Raw genomic sequence first — 19,200 nt, 5'->3', positions numbered from 1 at the left:
GGGCATCGTCCATGCGGCGTGTGTCAGAAGTACGAGCCGATCGTGGGCATCGCCAGCACGGAGTCGATCGCCAGACCCAGGCAGACCACCGCGAGGTAGTTGTTGGACTGCAGGAACAGCTTCAGCGGCTTGACCGACGCCCCGCCGCGCACACTGTTGTAGAGCTGGTGGGCGACGATCAGGAACCACGCCCCGGCCAGCACCGCGACCGCAGCGTAGATCACACCCGCCGCCGGGACGATCACCAGCGTCGCGAGCACGGTCGCCCAGGTGTAGATCAGGATCTGCTTGGTGACGTGCTGCTCGGTCGCGATGACCGGGAGCATCGGCACACCGGCCGCCTTGTAGTCCTCCTTGTAGCGCATGGCGAGCGCCCAGGTGTGCGGCGGCGTCCAGAAGAAGATGACCAGGAACAGCACGATCGGTTCCCAGCTCAGCGAACCGGTGACCGCGGCCCAGCCGACCATCACCGGCATGCAGCCGGCCGCGCCGCCCCAGACCACGTTCTGCCAGGTCCGGCGCTTGAGGACCATCGTGTAGACGAGCACGTAGAAGGCGATGGTGGCCACCACGAGCAGGCCTGCCAGCAGGTTCGCCCGCCACCACAGCCACACGAACGACGCGACGCCCAGGACCATGCCGAAGACGAAGGCGTTGCGGGTCGGCACCGTCTGCCGCGCGAGCGGGCGCAGCGCCGTGCGTTTCATCACCTTGTCGATGTCCGCATCGACGACGCAGTTGAGGGAGTTGGCGCTCGCCGCGCCCATCCACCCGCCGAACAGGGTGCTCAGGATGAGCACGATGTCGACGTGACCGCGATCGGCGAACAGCATCGCCGGAATCGTCGCGACCAGCAGAAGTTCGATCACCCGGGGCTTCGTGAGCGCGATGTACGCGAGCACGGTCCCCGAGATGCGGCCCCACGCGCTGTCGGGACGCGGGGTACTCGGCGCTTCCGGGACGCCGAAGCCGTGACCTCCCGGCCGTCGCCCTACCCGCACGCTGTCTCCTCGTCCCACGCGAATCCGCACCTTCGTTTCGCCCGTTCACGGTCGCCCGATTCCGGACGCTCCTCTACTACGAACGATGGTAGACGGCAGGCTTGCCCGGACCGAATCGACCCACTCCGGGCCGCGCACTAGTCTGAAGTAGCGCGCGGGCCGACTTCCACCCGCCGGGACCCCGTACACCCATGTCAGGAGACTTGAAGCTCGTGTCGATCACAGACGAGATCCGCACCCTCACCCAGCCTGCGCATCCGGCCGACTGGACCGACCTCGATACCAAGGCCGTCGACACCGCGCGCGTGCTGGCGGCCGACGCCGTGCAGAAGGTGGGCAACGGACATCCCGGCACCGCGATGAGCCTCGCTCCCCTCGCCTACACGCTCTACCAGCGGGTGATGCGCCACGATCCGACCGACCCGCAGTGGGTCGGCCGCGACCGGTTCGTGCTCTCGTGCGGCCACTCCAGCCTGACGCAGTACATCCAGCTCTACCTGTCCGGTTACGGACTCGAGCTCGCCGATCTCGAGGCGCTGCGCACCTGGGGTTCACTCACCCCCGGGCACCCCGAGTACGGCCACACCGCCGGCGTCGAGATGACCACGGGCCCCCTGGGTCAGGGCCTGGCCTCCGCCGTCGGCATGGCGATGGCGGCGCGGCGCGAGCGCGGCCTGTTCGATCCCGAGGCCGCCGAGGGCACGAGTCCCTTCGACCACTACGTGTACGTCATCGCCTCCGACGGCGACATCGAGGAGGGCGTGACCTCCGAGGCGTCCTCGCTCGCCGGCGTGCAGCAGCTCGGCAACCTGATCGTCTTCTACGACGACAACAAGATCTCCATCGAGCACGACACCGCGATCGCGCTCGGTGAGGACGTCTCGAAGCGTTACGAGGCCTACGGCTGGCACGTGCAGACCGTCGAGGGCGGCGAGAACGTCACCGCCATCCTCGAGGCCGTCGAGGCCGCGAAGGCCGTCACCGACCGCCCGTCGCTCATCTCGGTGCGCACGATCATCGGCTACCCGGCGCCGAACAAGATGAACACCGGCGACGTGCACGGTGCCGCGCTCGGCGCCGACGAGGTCGCCGCCGTCAAGAAGGCCCTCGGCTTCGACCCCGAGAAGAACTTCGACGTGGACCCGGCCGTGATCGAGCACACCCGCAAGGTCGTCGACCGTGGCGCCGAGGCCCGCGCCGCGTGGCAGGCCGGCTTCGACGCCTGGGCCGCACGCGAGCCCGAGCGCAAGGCGCTGTTCGACCGGCTGCAGGCCGGCGAGTTCCCCGAGGGCTGGGTCGAGGCGCTGCCGACCTACGAACCCACCGAGAACGGCCCGGCGACCCGCTCGGCGTCCGGCAAGGTCCTCGCGGCCCTCGGCCCGATCCTGCCCGAACTGTGGGGTGGCTCCGCCGACCTCGCGGGCAGCAACAACACCACGATCCCCGGCTCCGACTCGTTCGGCCCGGAGTCCATCTCCACCAAGGACTGGACCGCGCAGCCCTACGGCCGCACCCTGCACTTCGGTATCCGTGAGCACGCGATGGGCTCGATCCTCAACGGCATCGCGCTGCACGGCCCGACCCGCCCCTACGGCGGCACCTTCCTGGTGTTCTCCGACTACATGCGGCCTGCGGTGCGTCTCGCGGCCCTGATGCAGACCCCGGCGATCTACGTGTGGACGCACGACTCGATCGGTCTCGGCGAGGACGGCCCGACGCACCAGCCGATCGAGCACCTCGCCGCGCTGCGCGCGATCCCGAACCTCGCGGTGATCCGCCCGGCCGACGCCAACGAGACGTCGTTCGCGTGGAAGGCCGCGCTGGAGAATCGCACGGGTCCGACCGCGCTCGCCCTGACCCGCCAGAACGTCCCGGTGCTCGAGGGCACCCGGGAGAAGGCTGCCGAGGGTGTCGCCCGCGGCGCCTACGTGCTGGTCGAGGCGTCCTCCGGCAGCCCCGAGGTGGTGCTGCTCGCGACGGGTTCCGAGGTGCAGCTGGCCGTGGCGGCCCGCGAGGTCCTCGAGGCCGAGGGCGTGCCCACCCGTGTCGTGTCGGTGCCGGTGCTCGACTGGTTCCTCGAGCAGGATCAGGCCTACCGCGACGAGGTCCTGCCCCCGTCGGTGCGCGCGCGGGTGTCCGTCGAGGCCGGCCTGGCGATGCCCTGGTACCGCCTGCTCGGCGACGGCGGCGAGGCCGTGTCGCTCGAGCACTACGGCGCTTCCGCCGACTACAAGACCCTGTTCCGCGAGTTCGGCATCACCGCCGAGGCCGTCGTCGACGCTGCGCGCCGCTCGCTGACCCGAGTGAAGGGATGATCGGATGACCCAGCAGACTTCCACGCAGAATCCGGCGCTGGCGGCGCTGTCCGCCGAAGGTGTGTCGGTGTGGCTCGACGATCTCTCCCGCGATCTCATCCGGTCGGGGAAGCTCGCCGACCTGGTCGCGACCCGCAGCGTCGTCGGTGTGACCACCAACCCCTCGATCTTCCAGGCGGCCCTGTCGAAGGGGCACGCCTACGACGAGCAGATCCGTGAGCTCGCCGCGGGCGGCCACGACGTCGACGCGTCGATCCTCGCGGTCACCACCGACGACGTGCGCGCCGCGTGCGACGTACTCGCCCCGGTGTTCGAGGCGACCGGTGGTCTCGACGGCCGCGTGTCGATCGAGGTCGATCCGCGGCTGGCGCACAAGACCGACGCCACCGTGCAGCAGGCGCTGGAACTGTGGCGCATCGTGGACCGCCCCAATCTGTTCATCAAGATCCCGGCGACGGTGGCGGGTCTGCCCGCGATTGCCCGGGTCGTCGCCGAGGGCGTCAGCGTCAACGTCACGCTGATCTTCTCCGTCGAGCGGTACGAGCGGGTCATCGAGTCCTACCTCGACGGCCTGACCGCTGCGAAGGCAGCCGGTCACGACCTGTCGACGATCCGGTCGGTCGCGTCGTTCTTCGTCTCCCGTGTTGACACCGAGATCGACGCCCGGCTCGAGGAGATCGGTACCGACCAGGCGCTGAACCTGCGCGGCAAGGCCGGCCTGGCCAACGCGCGCCTGGCGTACGCGGCCTACCGGAGGGCCTTCGAGGGTGGTACCCGCTTCGAGCAGCTCGCCGCCGCGGGTGCGCTGCCGCAGCGTCCGCTGTGGGCGTCCACGGGTGTGAAGAACCCCGCCTACCCCGACACCCTCTACGTCACCGAGCTGGTCGCGCCGAACACCGTGAACACGATGCCGGAGAAGACCCTCGAGGCCGTCGCCGACCACGGTGAGGTCACCGGCGACACCATCACCGCCCGTATCGGTGCCGCGCAGCAGGTGTTCGATGCCCTGGCCTCCGTGGGTGTGAACCTGCAGGACGTCTTCCGCAAGCTCGAGGACGAGGGCGTCGAGAAGTTCGTGGTGTCGTGGAAGGATCTCCTCGCGGCGACGAAGGAGCAGCTGGCGGCGCACGCTCCGAACGCGGAGGGCTGAACGTGCCCGAATCCGGTGCGGCAGCGTGGGTGAATCCTCTTCGGGACGGTAGGGACCGCAGACTGCCCCGCATCGCGGGGCCCTGCGCGCTGGTGATCTTCGGGGTCACCGGCGACCTCGCACGCCGCAAACTCATGCCCGCGGTCTACGACCTCGCCAACCGCGGTCTCCTGCCGCCCGGATTCGCGCTCGTCGGCTTCGCCCGCAGGGACTGGGCCGACGAGGACTTCGGTCAGGTGGTGCACGACGCGGTGCGCGAGCACTCCCGCACCCCCTTCCGTGAGGAGGTCTGGCAGCGGCTGTCCGAAGGTATCCGCTTCGTGCAGGGCACCTTCGACGACGACGCGGCATTCGCCGAGCTCGCCACGACCCTCGAGAAGCTCGACCGTGAACGCGGCACGGGCGGCAACCACGCCTTCTACCTGTCGGTGCCGCCCGGCGCCTTCCCGGTCGTCTGCGGCCAACTGTCCCGTTCCGGGCTCGCGAAGAGCCGCGACGGGGCGTGGAGCCGTGTGGTCATCGAGAAGCCCTTCGGGCACGACCTGCAGAGCGCCCGCGAACTCAACGCGGTGGTCGGTGAGGTCTTCCCCGAGGAGTCGGTGTTCCGCATCGACCACTATCTCGGCAAGGAGACGGTGCAGAACATCCTGGCGTTGCGCTTCGCGAACCAGATGTTCGAGCCGGTGTGGAACGCGCACTACGTCGACCACGTGCAGATCACCATGGCCGAGGACATCGGCCTCGGTGGGCGGGCCGGCTACTACGACGGCATCGGCGCCGCACGCGACGTCATCCAGAACCACCTGCTGCAGCTGCTCGCCTTCACGGCGATGGAGGAGCCGGTGAGCTTCGCGGCGTCCGAACTGCACGCCGAGAAGATCAAGGTGCTGTCGGCGACGCGGCCGGCCGAGCCGTTCGACGAGACCACCGCCCGCGGTCAGTACGCCGCGGGCTGGCAGGGCGGCGAGAAGGTCGTCGGGTTGCTCGAGGAGAACGGTTTCGCGAAGGACTCGACCACCGAGACGTACGCGGCGATCACCCTCGAGGTGGACACGCGCCGCTGGGCCGGGGTGCCGTTCTATCTGCGCACCGGCAAGCGGCTCGGCCGCCGGGTCACCGAGATCGCGGTGGTGTTCAAGCGGGCCCCGCACCTGCCCTTCGACGAGACCATGACCGAGGAACTCGGCCAGAACGCCCTGGTGATCCGGGTGCAGCCCGACGAGGGTGTCACGATGCGGTTCGGGTCCAAGGTGCCGGGCTCCGAGATGGAGGTACGCGACGTGAACATGGACTTCAGCTACGGCCAGGCGTTCACCGTGTCCTCCCCCGAGGCGTACGAGCGGTTGATCCTCGACGTGCTCCTCGGCGTGCCCTCCCTCTTCCCGGTGGACGAGGAAGTGGAACTGTCCTGGAAGATCCTCGATCCGGTGCTCGAGTACTGGGCCGCGAACGGGCGCCCCGAACCCTACGAGGCCGGCACCTGGGGTCCCACCTCCGCCGACGAGATGCTCCGTCGCTCCGGCCGGGAATGGAGGCGTCCGTGAGACTCCAGTTGCGCAACACCTCCGCGAACGCGATCAGCCGCAAGCTGGTGGAACTGCGGCGGACCAGCGGCATGGTCACGCAGGGCCGGGTGCTCACGTTCATCGTGTGCGCCGGCGACGCCCGTGGTCTCGACGCCGCGATCACCGCCGCGACCGAGGCGTCGAAGGAACATCCCTGCCGTGTCATCGTCGTAGGCCGCGGCCGCCACGACGGCCCGTCCCGGCTCGACGCCGAGATCCGGGTGGCCGGTGAGGCCGGGGCGTCCGAGGCGTTGATCCTGGCGCTGCACGGCGAGCTCGGTGAGCACCAGGAGTCCGTGGTGGTCCCCTTCCTGCTGCCGGACACCCCGGTGGTGGCCTGGTGGCCGAACCAGGCTCCGCCGGTGCCCGCCCAGGATCCGGTGGGACGTCTGGCGGTGCGCCGCATCACCGACGTCACCAACGCCGACGATCCGCACGCCGAACTCACAGCACGGTTGTCCGGATACACCCCCGGCGACACCGATCTGGCGTGGTCGCGGGTCACCTACTGGCGGGCGCTGCTGGTATCGGCGCTCGACCAGCCACCGCACGAGCCGGTGCTGTCGGCGCGAGTGTCGGGGCTGCGGACCGAACCCGCGGTGGACCTGCTGGCGGGCTGGCTCGCCAGCCGGCTCGACTGCCCGGTCGAACGCACCACCGGTGAGCTGCGGGTCGAGCTCCGCACGGCGTCGCAGACGATCGCCCTGGAGCGGCCGCAGGAGGGACGCGTGGCCACCCTCCAGCGCACCGGCAAGCCCGCATCGCTGATCAGCCTGGCGCGCCGCAACTCGGCGGAGTGCCTGGCCGAGGAACTGCGCAGACTCGATCCCGACGTCGTCTACGAGGCCGCTCTGTCGGCGCTGCCGAAGGTGGAATATGTCTGATCACGTAACCTCCCCCTCCGAAGTTCTCCGCTTCGCCGACGCCGACGAGGTCGCCCGCGCGGCCGCGGACGCGTTCGTGGAGGCGGTCGTCGCGGCGCAGCGTGAGCGCGTGCAGGCTCACGTGGTGCTCACCGGCGGCGGCACCGGCATCGCGATGCTCGAGCACGTGCGCCGCAACCAGGGCGCCATCGACTGGTCGGCGGTGAACGTCTACTTCGGTGACGAGCGTTTCCTGCCGCCCGGTGACGGTGAGCGCAACGAGGTCCAGGCGCGGGCGGCGCTGCTCGACCACGTCCCGCTCGATCCGGCGCGGATCCACACCATGCCGGCGCTCGGTGAGGACGGGTGCAGCACCCCCGCCGAGTCGGCGCAGCGGTACGCGGAGATCCTCGCGGCGCACTCCCCCGACGGCACGGTGCCGCAGTTCGACGTGCACCTGCTGGGCATGGGCGGTGAGGGACACATCAATTCGCTGTTCCCGCACACCGACGCGGTGCGCGAGTCCGCGCGTCTCGTGGTGGGTGTGGAGGATTCGCCGAAGCCCCCACCAGCCCGGGTGACGCTGACTCTGCCCGCGGTGCGGCGCGCCCGGCAGGTGTGGTTCCTCGTCGCCGGCGCCGCGAAGGCCGAGGCCGTCGCGGCAGCCGTGGGGGGCGCCGAGCCGGAGGAGTTCCCCGCCGCCGGAGCGCGGGGCACCGAACGCACCGTGTGGTTCGTCGACGCGGAGGCCGCGGCGCAGCTGCCGTCCTGATCGTTCCGGAACGGTCACGTCGGGGTTCCGTCGCGGTCCGTGTCGCCGGTCCGCCGATCGGTGGTGTCCTTCTCCTCGACTCCGGCCTCCTCGACTCCGGCCTCGTCCGTCCCGGAACCCGCTCGGACGCACCGCATCCGCATGGCCGAGCGTGGTCCCGTCGCGCGCCGCAGGTCGCGCAGGCGAGAGCGTGTGGGGACGCACCTCACGGTGGGTCGATCCATATCGGTGGCTCCTCCCGTCGTGGACCGTTCGTGCTCGGCCCTCCTGTCTCGTTCGACGCACGGGAGGGCCGGTCGGTTCCGTTTCGGGAGAAGAACGCCTGCAGGTGCGGTCAGAGGCCGCGGTCGAGCACCGCAGCGGTGACCCGGTCGTCGATCGACGAGACGGGGTTCTCGCGCCCCACCCACGCATCGCCGTCGAAGTACTTCGCGAAGATCCGCTCCGCGGTGCGGGTGGCGAGCGCCTGGGTGGTCAGTGTGGGGTTGGGGCCACCGAGGCTGTTCGCGAGTGCCGAGTTGTCTGCGACGAACAGCCGCCGCACCCACCGTGCCTCGGCGTCGGGGCCGAGCACCGAATCATCCTCGCTCGTTCCCATCCGCATGCTGGACTGGGCGTGCAGGATCAGCGGCGGCCAGTCGCAGCGGTGCACGCGTCTCGCCCCGGCGGCCCGCATCAGTTCGACCGCGGTGCGGGTGACGTGTTCCCGGTTGCGGCGGGTGCGGTCCGACCGGCGGCGGTGCCGCACGGTCACCCGGGGCGCGAGGCCTGCCTCGTCGGGGAACAGCACCGACGACAGGGTCACCCGGTTGTCGGCTTCGACGTCGTCGTCGGTGATGACGAGCGCAGTGAGCACCCGGTCGGCGTCGGCCATCGTGTCCAGCAGGTCGCGGCCGACGAGCCGGCCGAGTCCGTCGGCCCCGGCGGTGTCGACGACTCCCCCGGCCCGCCCGTGGCCGTGGATGCCGGAGTCGCTGTAGTTCAGTCCGTAGGCGAGCAGCGCCGGGGGCAGGCCCACCTGTTCGATGCCGCCGTAGCCTGGCAGGTCGACGCGCGCGTTGGACCCCGCCCCGCGGGTCTGGCCGGTGTACTCGTCGAACACCCCGACGACGAGGTCCATGTGATGGTCGGTGAGGCCGCGGCCCACCCATCCGTTGGGGTTCGGCAGGTCCGAGTTCAGCCACAGGCGGGGGCTCTCGACGCAGCCCGCGGCGAGCACGACGACCCGGGCGGTGGCCTCGTGTTCCTCCTCGTCGGCGGTGAATCGCACGCCGCGCGCGACGGTCTCGCCGTTCACCTCCTCGACAAGGATCTGCGAGACCACCGCGTCGGTCACCAGCGTGACGGGCCGACCGTGCGGGGACCAGGCATCGGCGGTGAGCATCATCGGGACGTACGAGTTGTCGGTGGAGCGTTTGGCCTTGAGGTTCCGCGGTGCCCCCAACGGCAGGTAGCAGCCCTGATAGCAGTGCCCGCACATGGTGCAGCCCCGGGCCTCGGGGTGATGCAGGCGCGCCGGGTCGCGGGTGCGGCCGGCGGTGCCGCCGGGTTGCAGGACCGCGTTCTGCTGGGCGCGGTGGCCCGGGCCGGAGGTGTCGCGGGTCCTCTGGTGCGGCAAGCCGAGCGCGGCGGCGCCGCGCAGGAAGACCTGTTCCTTGGTGCCCATCGGGGCGGTCTGCACCGGCAGGGTCGCCTCCACCCACTCGTAGTAGGGGCGCAGGTCGTCGTAGCCGAACGGGAAGACGTGTGCGGTGTCGTACATCTCGCGGTCGGCGCCGTCGTAACCGGCGAACACCCCGGGCACCGCCCGCGGTGAGTTGCCGAAGTAGTGCAGGGTGGTGCCGCCGACGCCGGACACCTGCCAGACGAACGAGTTCTGGGGCAGGTCGCGCAGCCACGGGGTGCGGGTGCGGTCGCCGGGACCGTGCCGGAACAGGCCCGTGATCGGGTTGTTCGCGTCGTCCTCGAAGTGTGTCCACTCCGATTCGGGGTCGGCGAACCGGGGTCCGGCCTCGAGGACGAGCACGTCGAGGCCGCGCGCCGCGAGTTCCTTGGCCACGACGGGACCACCGCCGCCCGCGCCGATGACGATGACGTCGGTCACCTCAGTCCTCCACCCGATCGAGTCCGCCGTAGTAGCCGAGGAATTCGTCCCAGCCGTCGCTCGGACCGGCGTAGCCGGTCAGTTCCCAGCCCACCGGCCGTCCGATGAGTTCCCGCCGATCCGGGTCGAAGGCGGAGGTCTCGGAGAACGCCGCGAACGCGGCCAGGGTGGGGATCGCGTTGACCACGAACTTCAGCACGAGTCCCTCGAATCGGGGATCGGTGTCGAGCCATTCGAAGACCTGCGCTTTGGCCGCGTGGCTCAGGTTCGCGAACGGCGCCGCGAACGGTCCCGCGACCGAGCGGACGTCGGCGGTCACCGCGAAGGTGTTGAGCAGCACCGCGATCGCCGCGGCACCCGGGAGGTTGCCGGCCTCGGGTCCCAGCAGCGGCATGGGTGAGGCCTGGTCCAGGGTGCGTTCGAGGCAGGCCGTGGCTCCGGCGGTCGCTCCGCCCGGCCGGTCGGTCCACACGCCCTGCTGCCGCGACCAGGGGTCGTTGCCGGGCGCGACGAACGCCAGGACCGCGCAGACGGTGTCGCGGACCGGGGGTGCCGTCTCGGTGGGTTGCGCCCGGACCTCACGGGCGAACGTCGCGGCGGTGCCCACCAGGGCGAGCATCGTCGCGGCCGTTCCAGCGAGGAAACGTCGCCTGGTCCACTGCCCGGCCTCGTCCATCCGGTCGTCCACCGGTCTCCTCCTCGTCGGTTCTCGGTGCTGCAGCGTACGAGGCTGCAGCGTACGAGACTGGCGGGGGTTCGCCCGGTAACCCGGCACGCGGACGCGCCGGGTGCACGACAATCGAGGTGTCCGCCGTGTACGACGAGAGGGCGCGATGGGTACTCCGACGACGATCCCCGGCGAGGTGCGACCCGAGAGCGACTGCCCGGACGGCGCCTCGCTGGTGACGCTGCACTACCACCGGACCTTCACGCTGCCGGTGGGCACGGTGTGGTCGATGTTCGCCTCGCCCGAGGGGCTGGACGAGTGGTTCGGCACCTACACCGGCGATCCGGCCTCGGGCCGGGTGCGGCTGACCACGCACGACGACGTCGACAGTGCGACGACGGACGTGCGGATCCTGCGGTGTGCCCCACCCACGGCCCTCGCGGTCGATCTCGACGGATGGCTGCTGGAGATCGCGTTACGCGCCTCCGGGCCGGTGACGGCGCTGGAGTTCCGGCACCGCCACGTGCCGCGCTCGGAGGTCGGGGAGGTCGGTCCGGGCTGGCAGTACTATCTCGACCGCCTCGACGCGGCGTTGCGGCACGTGCGGCCGCCGCGCTGGCTCGACTATCTGGACCTCGTCGACGAGTACCGCTAGCCGGACCGCCGGGTCCCGTCCAGTTGCCGGCGGAGGTGTCGCCGCTCCGGTTCGGTGCCGACGAGGTCGAGGGCGCGCCGATAGGCGATCCGGGCGTCGGTGGTGCGGCCGAGCCGGAGCAGCAGGTCGCCGCGCGCGACGTGGAAGGGACCGTGCTCGCGGAGCACGGGGTCGTCGGCCAGCGCGTCGAGCAGGTCCAGACCCGCCTGCGGTCCGTCGCGCATCGCCACGGCCACGGCACGGTTCGCCGCGACGATCGGGGACGGCGCGAGGACAAGGAGCACGTCGTAGAGCGCGACGATCTGCGCCCGGTCGGTCGAGGCCGCGTCGGGTGCCTCGTCGTGGAGCGCGGCGATGGCGGCCTGCACCGCGTACGGACCGGGCGGACCGCCGGTCAGGGCCTGTTCGACGAGCACGGTCCCCTCGTCGATCAGGTCGCGGTCCCAGCGGGTGCGGTCCTGTTCGTCGAGCAGCACGATCCCACCGGACGGGTCGCGGCGGGCGTGGACGAGCAGTTGCAGCGCGAGCAGGCCGGTGACCTCCCGCTGGTCCGGCATCAACCGGTGCAGGATCCGGGTCAGGCGGATCGCCTCGTCGGCGAGGTCGACGCGCTGGAGTCGGTCGCCGCTGCTGGCGGTGTGACCCTCGGTGAAGATCGAGTACAGGGCCGCGAGCACCACCGGCAGGCGTTCGGGCAGCTCGTCCGCGGCGGGTACCCGGAAGGGGATGCGTGCCCCGCGGATCCGTTTCTTGGCGCGCACGATGCGCTGGGCCATCGTGGTGGTGGGGACGAGGAAGGCACGGGCGACCTCGGCGGTGGTCGGTCCACCGAGGCAGCGCAGGATCAGGGCGACCCGGTCGTCGGCGTTCAGGGCCGGGTGGGCGCAGGTGAAAAACAGTTCGAGCCGATCGTCGGGCAGGTCCCCACGCACCGGGATGTCGGTGTGCGCGCGGCGTTCGGTGTCGACGGCGAGTTCGGCGAGGCGGGTGGCGTGGGTGCGGTCGCGGCGCACCCGGTCGAGGGCCTTGCGCCGGGCAGTGGTGAGAAGCCACGCGCCGGGGCGCTCGGGTACCCCGTCGACGGGCCAGTGGACGAGGGCGGCCTCGAGCGCGTCCGAGGCGACCTCCTCGGCGAGGTCGAGGTCGCCGAACCGGTGGACGAGTGCGGCGAGGAGCCGGCCGTGTTCCTCCCGGAAGACCGCCTCGACGGCCGCGGCCGGCTCCCCCACCGCTCAGTCCCCGAAGTCGGCGATGGGGCGGACGACGACCTTGCCGCCGTCCCGTGAGCCGGGGCAGCGTGCCGCCCAGTCGAGCGCCTCGTCGAGGCTGCCGACGTCGATGACGTCGTAGCCGCCGAGGACCTCGCGGGTCTCGGCGAAGGGTCCGTCGGTGACGGTGCGGCGCCCGTCCGCGTCGACCTGCACGGTGGTGGCGGTGACGAGGTCCTGCAGGGCGTGGCCCGACACGAGGACTCCGGCATCGCGCATGGCCTTCTCGTAGTCCTGCCAGTCCTCGACGGTGCAGCTCGGTTCGTCGGTGGTGGACGCGTAGATCAACAGCATGTACTTCATGGCGGTCGCTCCTGTCGGTGGGATGTTCGTCCTGCACCTCTACGACGAACGGGACGGGGCCGGATCGACACCTCGCCGGAAGAATTTCTCAGCCGCTGTTGCGCAACGCGGTGGCCAGGCCGTTCATGGTGATCTGGATTCCCCGCCGCACCCGGTCGGTGTCCTCCCCGGCGCGGAAGCGGCGCAGCAGCTCGACCTGCAGGTGGTTGAGCGGTTCGAGATAGGGGAAGCGGTTGTGCAGCGACCGTTCGAGTGCGGGGTTGTCGGCGACGAGCGAGTCGTACCCGGTGATCTGCTCGTACACCTCGACGGTGCGGGCGTGCTCGGCGGTGATGCTGCCGAAGACCCGTTCGCGCAGCTCGACGTCTTCGACGAGGTCGGCGTAGCGGGCGGCGAGCCCGAGATCGGACTTCGCCATCACCTGCGCCATGTTCGACAGCACCGAGCGGAAGAAGGGCCACCGCCGGTAGAGATCCTGGAGGGTCGCGAGCCGGGCGGGATCGTCGCCGATCCATTCGCTCACCGCGGTGCCGGTGCCGTACCAGCCGGGCAGCATCACCCGGCTCTGGGTCCAGGCCAGCACCCACGGGATGGCCCGCAGGTCGGCGATGGACCGGGTGGGTTTGCGGGAGGCGGGGCGGCTGCCGATGTTCAGGGCCCCGATCTCGGAGACGGGGGTCGCAGTGGTGAAGTAGTCGACGAAGCCGGGGGTCTCGTGCACGAGCCGGGCGTAGGCGCGGCGTGCCCGTTCGGCGAGGTCGTCGAGGATCGCGTAGGCCTCCGGGGCGTCCGCGCCGAGTCCTTCGACGTCGAGCAGGCTGGATTCGAGGGTGGCGGCGACGAGGGCCTCGAGGTTGCGGCGGGCCAGTACGGGTTCGCGGTACTTCGCGGCGATGACCTCGCCCTGTTCGGTCAGCCGCAGCGAGCCCTGCACCGCACCCGGGGGTTGGGCGAGGATCGCGTCGTAGCTCGGTCCGCCGCCGCGGCCGACGGTGCCGCCGCGGCCGTGGAACAGGCGCAGCCGGATCCCGGCCTCGCGGGCGGCTTTCACCAGGTCGAGTTCGGCGCGGTAGAGCGCCCAGTTCGCGGCGAGATAGCCACCGTCCTTGTTGGAGTCGGAGTAGCCGAGCATGACCTCCTGCAGTCCGTCGTGGCCGTCGACGAGGCTGCGGAACTCGGGGACGGCGAGGGCGGCGGTGAGGGTCGCTGCTCCCCCGCGCAGGTCGTCGATGGTCTCGAACAGCGGGATGACCTGCACGGTACTGCGGGGATAGCCGCGGTCGAGGTCGAGCAGGCCGACCTCCTTGAGCAGCACCTCGACTTCGAGCAGGTCGGACACCGAGGTGCACATGCTGATGATGTAGTGCTCGATCGCCGCGGGCCCGATGCGGCGGACGACCTCCGCGGCGGCGCGCAGGATGCCGAGTTCCTTGGCGGTCTCCTCGGACAGCTGCGCGTCGGGGGTGGTCAGGGGGCGGCGGATGCGCAGTTCGGCGGTGAGCAGCGCGACCCGGTCCTTCTCGGGCATCTCCCGGTAGCGGTCGGTGACCCCGGCCCACGCGAACAGTTCGGCGATCACCTTCTCGTGCACCTCGGAGTTCTGGCGCATGTCCAGGGGCGCGAGGTGGAAGCCGAAGACCTCGACGGCGCCGCGCAGCCGGGCGAGCCGGTCCTCGGCGATCACGGCGGCGCCGCCCGCGCGCAGCGACGCGTCGATGATGTCGAGGTCGGCGTGCAGCCGAGCGGGGGTGGGATAGGGCTCCCACTCGCCGGGCACGGTGTGCGGGAGATCGGCGTCGGGCAGCAGCCGGTGCGCGGTGGCGGTCAGGCGGGCCCGGATGCCGCGGACGGCACGGCGATACGGTTCGTCGCTGTGGGCGGGATCGTCGTCGCCGGACATGTCGGCGAGATCGCGCAGGGCGCCGGTGATGGTGGTGGTGCGTTCGGACATCGACAGTTCGCGTTCGAGCGCGGCCAGTTCGGTGAGGTGGTGGCGCAGCGCGGTCGCGCACGCCCGGTTCGCGGCGGTGGTGACGACCCGGGCGTCGACGTTGGGATTGCCGTCGCGGTCGCCGCCGATCCAGCTGCCGGGTCGCACCAGGGGTTCGGTGAGCACGGCGGCGTCGGGCCAGCGGGAACGCAGTTCGCGGCGGACCTCGGCGTTGAGGGTGGGCACGACGTCGAAGAAGGCCATGTCGTAGTAGCGCAGGCCGTTGTCGATCTCGTCGCTGATGCGCAGGCGCGCCAGGCGGATCAGGGCGGTGTCCCAGAGGGTGAGGATGTGCCGGTGCAGGGCACGGTCGATCGTGTCGAGTTCGCCGGGGTCGTCGGTGCGCTCGCGGCGCCGCATGAGCTCGGTGACGGCGGTCTGGACGTCGAAGACGGTGCGGCGGCGGGTCTCGGTGGGATGCGCCGTGACGACCGGGGCGACGAGGGCGTGGGCGAGCGCGTCGGTGACGGTGTCGGTGTCGAGCCGCGCGCGGGCCGCGTCGAGTTTGGCGTAGGTGGCGGCGAGGGAGCTGTCCTGGGGTGGGTCGCCGGCGCGGACGTGCAGGGCGCGGCGGCGTTCGCGGTGCAGGTCCTCGGCAAGGTTGGCGAGCAGACCGAAGTGGCTGAAGGCGCGGGCGACCGGGATGAGGTCGTCGGTGGGGACGTCGGTGAAGCGCCGGGCGAGTTCGGCGCGGTCCGTCTCGGAGCGGCGGATCGCGAAGCTCGTGACACGGGCGGTCTCGACGAGGTCGAAGGTCTCCTCGCCCGCCTGGTCTCGGACGACCCGGCCGAGGATGCCTCCGAGCAGCCGGATGTCCTCGCGGAGGGGTTCGGTGGCGGATGCGGGCACGGTGTCCGTCATGCCGCCAGTATCGGTGGCGCCGGGCGGATATGCGACCGGAACGGCCGCTCACCCACCGGTCGTGACGGTCAGCTGTACTTGATCTGCAGGGCGATGCCGACGATCGAGATCACCCAGACCAGACCGACGAAGACGGTGAGCCGGTCGAGGTTCTTCTCGGCGACCGTGGACCCGGACAGGCTGGACTGGACACCGCCACCGAACAGGCTGGACAGGCCACCGCCCTTACCGCGGTGCAGCAGCACCAGCAGGATCAGCAGCAGGCTGGTGACGATCAGCAGGATGTCCAGGAACAGTTCCATGTCGGCGTTCGGTGTCCTTCGATGGTGGATGACGTCGGCGTCAGCTTACCCGGTCAGCGGGATGCGACGCCGTGGGTGTACCGGTCGCGGCCGGCGAACGCTCCGACGATCGCCATCGCGATCGCGCAGGCGGCGACGAGGAGCAGGGCGGGTGTCCAGGAGCCGGTGAGGTCGACGAGCACACCGGCGGCGAACGGTCCGGTGGCGGCGAGGAGGTAGCCGACCGCCTGGGCCATGCCGGACAGCCGGGCGGTCTGGGCGACGGTGCGGGTGCGCAGCCCGAACAGCGACAGGGCCAGCACGAAACTCGCGCCGCTGCTGACGCCCGCGAGGAGGACCCACAGCAGGACCGCACCCGGAGCGACGAGCATGCCCCCCATCGCGACGGCGAGGGCGGCGGCGTTGCCCGCGATGAGCGCGCTGTGGCGGCGCCGGCGGCCCATCGCGGCGGTGGCGGCGAGACCGGACCCGATGCCGATCACCTGGTACAGCGACAGGTGCCAGCCGGCGGCGACGCGGTCGACGCCGAGAGCCTGCTCGATCGACGGCAACCAGGTGACCAGCAGGTAGAAGGTGGTCGACTGCAGACCCATGAACGCGGTGACCTGCCAGGCCAGCGGGGACCGCCACATGGAGCGTTCGGCGGGCGCACCCGCGGTGGGCACCGGGACGGGCGGGGTGGGCACGAGCCGGCCCCGCCAGGCCCACACCCCGGCGGCGAGCAGGGAGACCAGTGCCCACGCGGCGAGGGCGAGACGCCAGTCGCCGGTGGCCACGGCGAGCGGGACGGCGACGCCGGAGCCCAGGCCGGCGGCCCCGGTGGTCACCGACGAGTACACACCGGTGACGGTCGCGAGGCGGTCGGCGTAGTCGCGTTTGACGACGGCGGGCAGCAGCACGTTGCCGACGCCGATCCCGCAGCCGATCGCGACGGTGCCGAGCCACAGCCACGGCGTGCCGGGTACCGAGCGCAGCACGATCCCGGCGGTGAGCACGAGCATCGCGACGAGCACGGTGCGGTGCACCCCGAAACGCACGGCGGGACGGTGGATCCAGGGTGAGACACCGGCGAAGCACAGCAGAGGGACGGCGCCGAGCAGACCGAGGCCGGTACTGCCGAGGCCGGTGTCGGCGCCGATCCCGTCGAGGAGCGGGCCGACGCCGGTGATCGCCGGGCGCAGGCACGCGGCGACGAGCAGCAGGGCCAGCAACCCGAGGACGGTGGTGCGCAGGTCCGGTGTCGGTCTCGTCCCGGTGGTTCCCGTGCTCACGTCGTCCTCTCGTCCGGTTCTCCCGGTTCGCAATCGATCGTTGTTCGAAATGCCGTGGGGCGCAGGACCATTCGGATCCTGCGCCCCACGGGCGGTGCCCCGTGTCCGCTAGAGCAGCGGACCGCCTGCGGCGATCGCCGACAGCTGGGCGAACTCGTCGGCCTTGAGGGAGGCCCCACCGACGAGGCCACCGTCGATGTCGGGCTGAGCGATGAGCTCGCCGACGTTCTTGGCGTTGACCGATCCGCCGTACAGGACGCGGACCGAAGCCGCGACGTCCTCGGAGGCGATCTCGGCGAGGGTGGCGCGCACCGCGGCGCACACCTCCTGGGCGTCGGCCGCCGAGGCGACCTTGCCGGTGCCGATGGCCCAGACCGGCTCGTACGCGACGACGATCTTCGCGATCTCGTCGGCGGACAGTCCGGCGAGCGAGTTCTTCAGCTGCTCGACGTTGTACGCGACGTGGTCGCCCGCCTCACGGACGTCGAGGCCCTCGCCGATGCACACGATCGGGGTGAGCCCGTGGCGCAGGGCGGCCTTGGCCTTGTCGCGGACGGTCTCGTCGGTCTCGCCGTGCAGCGTGCGCCGCTCGGAGTGCCCGACCACCACGAAGGTGCAGCCGAGCTTGGCGAGCATCGCACCGGAGATCTCCCCGGTGTAGGCCCCCGAGTCGTGCACCGACAGGTCCTGCGCACCGTAGGTCAGGCCCAGCTTGTCGCCCTCGACCAGGGTCTGCACCGACCGCAGGTCGGTGAACGGCGGGAGAACCGTCACGTCGACCTTCTCGAGGTACTTCTCGGGCAGGGTGTACGCGATCTTCTGCACCAGAGCGATGGCCTCGAGATGGTTGAGGTTCATCTTCCAGTTGCCCGCGATGAGCGGCTTGCGCGCCATTCCCGTCAGCCCTCCAGCACCGCGATGCCGGGCAGTTCCTTGCCCTCGAGGTACTCGAGGGAGGCACCGCCGCCGGTGGAGATGTGCGAGAAGCCGTCCTCACCGAGTCCGAGCGACCGCACGGCCGCCGCGGAGTCGCCACCGCCGACGACGCTGAACGCGCCCTTGCCGGTGGCCTCGATGATGGCCTCGGCGACGCCCTTGGTGCCGGCCGCGAAGGCGTCGAACTCGAACACGCCCATCGGGCCGTTCCAGAAGATCGTCTTCGCCGAGCCGAGCAGCGAGGCGAACCGTTGCACCGACTCCGGTCCGATGTCGAGGCCCATCCATCCGTCCGGGATGGCGTCGGCCGCGACGGTCTGCGACTGTGCATCGGCGGCGAACCTGTCGGCGACCACCACGTCCTGCGGGATGTGGATGACGTCGGCGAACTGCTCGAGCAGCTGCTTGCAGGTGTCGATCATCGACTCCTCGAGCAGCGAGGTGCCGACCGGGTAGCCCTGGGCCGCAAGGAAGGTGAAGCACATGCCGCCACCGATGACGAGCGTGTCGACCTTGGGGGCGAGCGCCTCGATGACCCCGAGCTTGTCGGAGACCTTCGAGCCGCCGAGCACCACAGCGTAGGGACGCTCGGGGTCGGTGGTGAGCTTGGCGAGCACGTCGACCTCCGCAGCGACGAGACCACCCGCGTAGTGCGGGAGCAGCTTCGCCACGTCGTAGACCGAGGCCTGTGCGCGGTGCACCACACCGAAACCGTCGGAGACGAACGCGCCGTCCTCACCGACGAGCTCGACGAGCTCGCGGGCGAGGGCCTGGCGCTCCGCCTCGTCCTTGCTGGTCTCGCGCGGATCGAAGCGGACGTTCTCGAGCAGGAGGATGTCGCCGTCGGTCAGGCCCTCGGACCGGGCCAGGGCGTCCTGCCCGACGACGTCGCCGGCGAGCTGAACGTTGCGGCCGAGCACCTCACCGAGCTTCGCGGCGACGGGCGCGAGCGAGAACTTCGGATCCGGCTCGCCCTTGGGGCGGCCGAGATGCGCGGTGACGACGACCTTCGCGCCGGCCTCGGCCAGCGTCCGGATCGTCGGTGCGGACGCGAGGATGCGGCCGGGATCGGTGATCGTCGAGCCGTCGAGGGGCACGTTGAGGTCGGAGCGCACCAGCACGCCACGGCCCTCGACGCCGGCGTCGAGAAGATCCTTCAGAGTCTGTACTGCCACTA

16 protein-coding genes are annotated in these 19,200 nt (G+C 71.0%); 6 read left to right on the top strand and 10 right to left on the bottom strand.

Annotated elements, in window-relative coordinates; translation table 11 throughout:
- Nucleotides 1-23: 23 nt before the first annotated feature.
- Nucleotides 24-1,001, bottom strand: coding sequence for a heme o synthase (locus OED52_RS09820; protein WP_264154435.1), 978 nt, complete (start codon nucleotides 999-1,001; stop codon nucleotides 24-26).
- Nucleotides 1,002-1,213: 212 nt separating this feature from the next.
- On the opposite strand from OED52_RS09820, the gene tkt reads away from it, so the two are divergent.
- From tkt to pgl, 5 genes are read left to right on the top strand one after another with little or no spacing between them, the layout of a single operon-like run.
- Nucleotides 1,214-3,316, top strand: a complete 2,103-nt coding sequence (gene tkt / locus OED52_RS09815; protein ID WP_264154434.1) for a transketolase — start codon at nucleotides 1,214-1,216, stop codon at nucleotides 3,314-3,316.
- A gap of 4 nt (nucleotides 3,317-3,320) precedes the next feature.
- A complete protein-coding gene (tal, locus tag OED52_RS09810; protein ID WP_264154433.1) occupies nucleotides 3,321-4,466 on the top strand; it encodes a transaldolase in 1,146 nt (381 codons plus the stop codon).
- A 2-nt stretch (nucleotides 4,467-4,468) separates the two neighbouring features.
- Complete coding sequence (gene zwf, locus OED52_RS09805) at nucleotides 4,469-6,010, top strand: glucose-6-phosphate dehydrogenase (RefSeq protein ID WP_413247736.1); 1,542 nt, start codon at nucleotides 4,469-4,471, stop codon at nucleotides 6,008-6,010.
- The gene (gene opcA / locus OED52_RS09800) at nucleotides 6,007-6,915 is read left to right on the top strand and encodes a glucose-6-phosphate dehydrogenase assembly protein OpcA (RefSeq protein WP_318841921.1); all 909 of its coding nucleotides are present in this window, start codon (nucleotides 6,007-6,009) and stop codon (nucleotides 6,913-6,915) included. The genes zwf and opcA overlap by 4 nt, the downstream gene beginning before the upstream one ends.
- Nucleotides 6,908-7,666, top strand: a complete 759-nt coding sequence (pgl, locus tag OED52_RS09795; protein WP_264154431.1) for a 6-phosphogluconolactonase — start codon at nucleotides 6,908-6,910, stop codon at nucleotides 7,664-7,666. Before opcA ends, pgl begins: the two co-directional genes overlap by 8 nt.
- Before the next feature lie 334 nt (nucleotides 7,667-8,000).
- Here pgl and OED52_RS09790 read toward each other — a convergent pair whose 3' ends face one another.
- Nucleotides 8,001-9,770 (bottom strand): GMC family oxidoreductase N-terminal domain-containing protein, encoded by a 1,770-nt coding sequence (locus tag OED52_RS09790; RefSeq protein ID WP_264154430.1) that lies wholly within the window; start codon nucleotides 9,768-9,770, stop codon nucleotides 8,001-8,003.
- Between the two features lies 1 nt (nucleotide 9,771).
- On the bottom strand, nucleotides 9,772-10,458 hold the full coding sequence (locus OED52_RS09785; protein ID WP_264154429.1) for a hypothetical protein: 687 nt from the start codon (nucleotides 10,456-10,458) through the stop codon (nucleotides 9,772-9,774).
- Nucleotides 10,459-10,603: 145 nt separating this feature from the next.
- On the opposite strand from OED52_RS09785, the gene OED52_RS09780 reads away from it, so the two are divergent.
- Nucleotides 10,604-11,092 (top strand): SRPBCC domain-containing protein, encoded by a 489-nt coding sequence (locus OED52_RS09780; protein ID WP_264154428.1) that lies wholly within the window; start codon nucleotides 10,604-10,606, stop codon nucleotides 11,090-11,092.
- Here the strand turns inward: OED52_RS09780 and OED52_RS09775 are convergent.
- From OED52_RS09775 to OED52_RS09745, 7 genes are all read right to left on the bottom strand, one after another.
- On the bottom strand, nucleotides 11,089-12,321 hold the full coding sequence (locus OED52_RS09775; protein ID WP_264154427.1) for an RNA polymerase sigma factor: 1,233 nt from the start codon (nucleotides 12,319-12,321) through the stop codon (nucleotides 11,089-11,091). The genes OED52_RS09780 and OED52_RS09775 overlap by 4 nt on opposite strands.
- A 3-nt stretch (nucleotides 12,322-12,324) precedes the next feature.
- Complete coding sequence (locus OED52_RS09770) at nucleotides 12,325-12,663, bottom strand: YciI family protein (protein ID WP_264154426.1); 339 nt, start codon at nucleotides 12,661-12,663, stop codon at nucleotides 12,325-12,327.
- An 88-nt stretch (nucleotides 12,664-12,751) separates the two neighbouring features.
- The gene (gene ppc / locus OED52_RS09765) at nucleotides 12,752-15,514 is read right to left on the bottom strand and encodes a phosphoenolpyruvate carboxylase (protein ID WP_264154425.1); all 2,763 of its coding nucleotides are present in this window, start codon (nucleotides 15,512-15,514) and stop codon (nucleotides 12,752-12,754) included.
- A gap of 68 nt (nucleotides 15,515-15,582) precedes the next feature.
- Complete coding sequence (gene secG / locus OED52_RS09760; protein WP_264154424.1) at nucleotides 15,583-15,816, bottom strand: preprotein translocase subunit SecG; 234 nt, start codon at nucleotides 15,814-15,816, stop codon at nucleotides 15,583-15,585.
- A gap of 53 nt (nucleotides 15,817-15,869) precedes the next feature.
- Nucleotides 15,870-17,087 (bottom strand): MFS transporter, encoded by a 1,218-nt coding sequence (locus OED52_RS09755; RefSeq protein WP_264154423.1) that lies wholly within the window; start codon nucleotides 17,085-17,087, stop codon nucleotides 15,870-15,872.
- A gap of 108 nt (nucleotides 17,088-17,195) precedes the next feature.
- Nucleotides 17,196-17,981, bottom strand: coding sequence for a triose-phosphate isomerase (gene tpiA, locus OED52_RS09750; RefSeq protein ID WP_264154422.1), 786 nt, complete (start codon nucleotides 17,979-17,981; stop codon nucleotides 17,196-17,198).
- A gap of 5 nt (nucleotides 17,982-17,986) precedes the next feature.
- Nucleotides 17,987-19,198 (bottom strand): phosphoglycerate kinase, encoded by a 1,212-nt coding sequence (locus OED52_RS09745; protein WP_264154421.1) that lies wholly within the window; start codon nucleotides 19,196-19,198, stop codon nucleotides 17,987-17,989.
- Between the last annotated feature and the right edge of the window lie 2 nt (nucleotides 19,199-19,200).

The organism is Rhodococcus sp. Z13 (genome assembly GCF_025837095.1).
In the GTDB taxonomy this organism is placed as follows: Bacteria; Actinomycetota; Actinomycetes; order Mycobacteriales; family Mycobacteriaceae; genus Rhodococcus; species Rhodococcus sacchari.
This window is presented reverse-complemented; position numbering and strand designations above follow the sequence as displayed.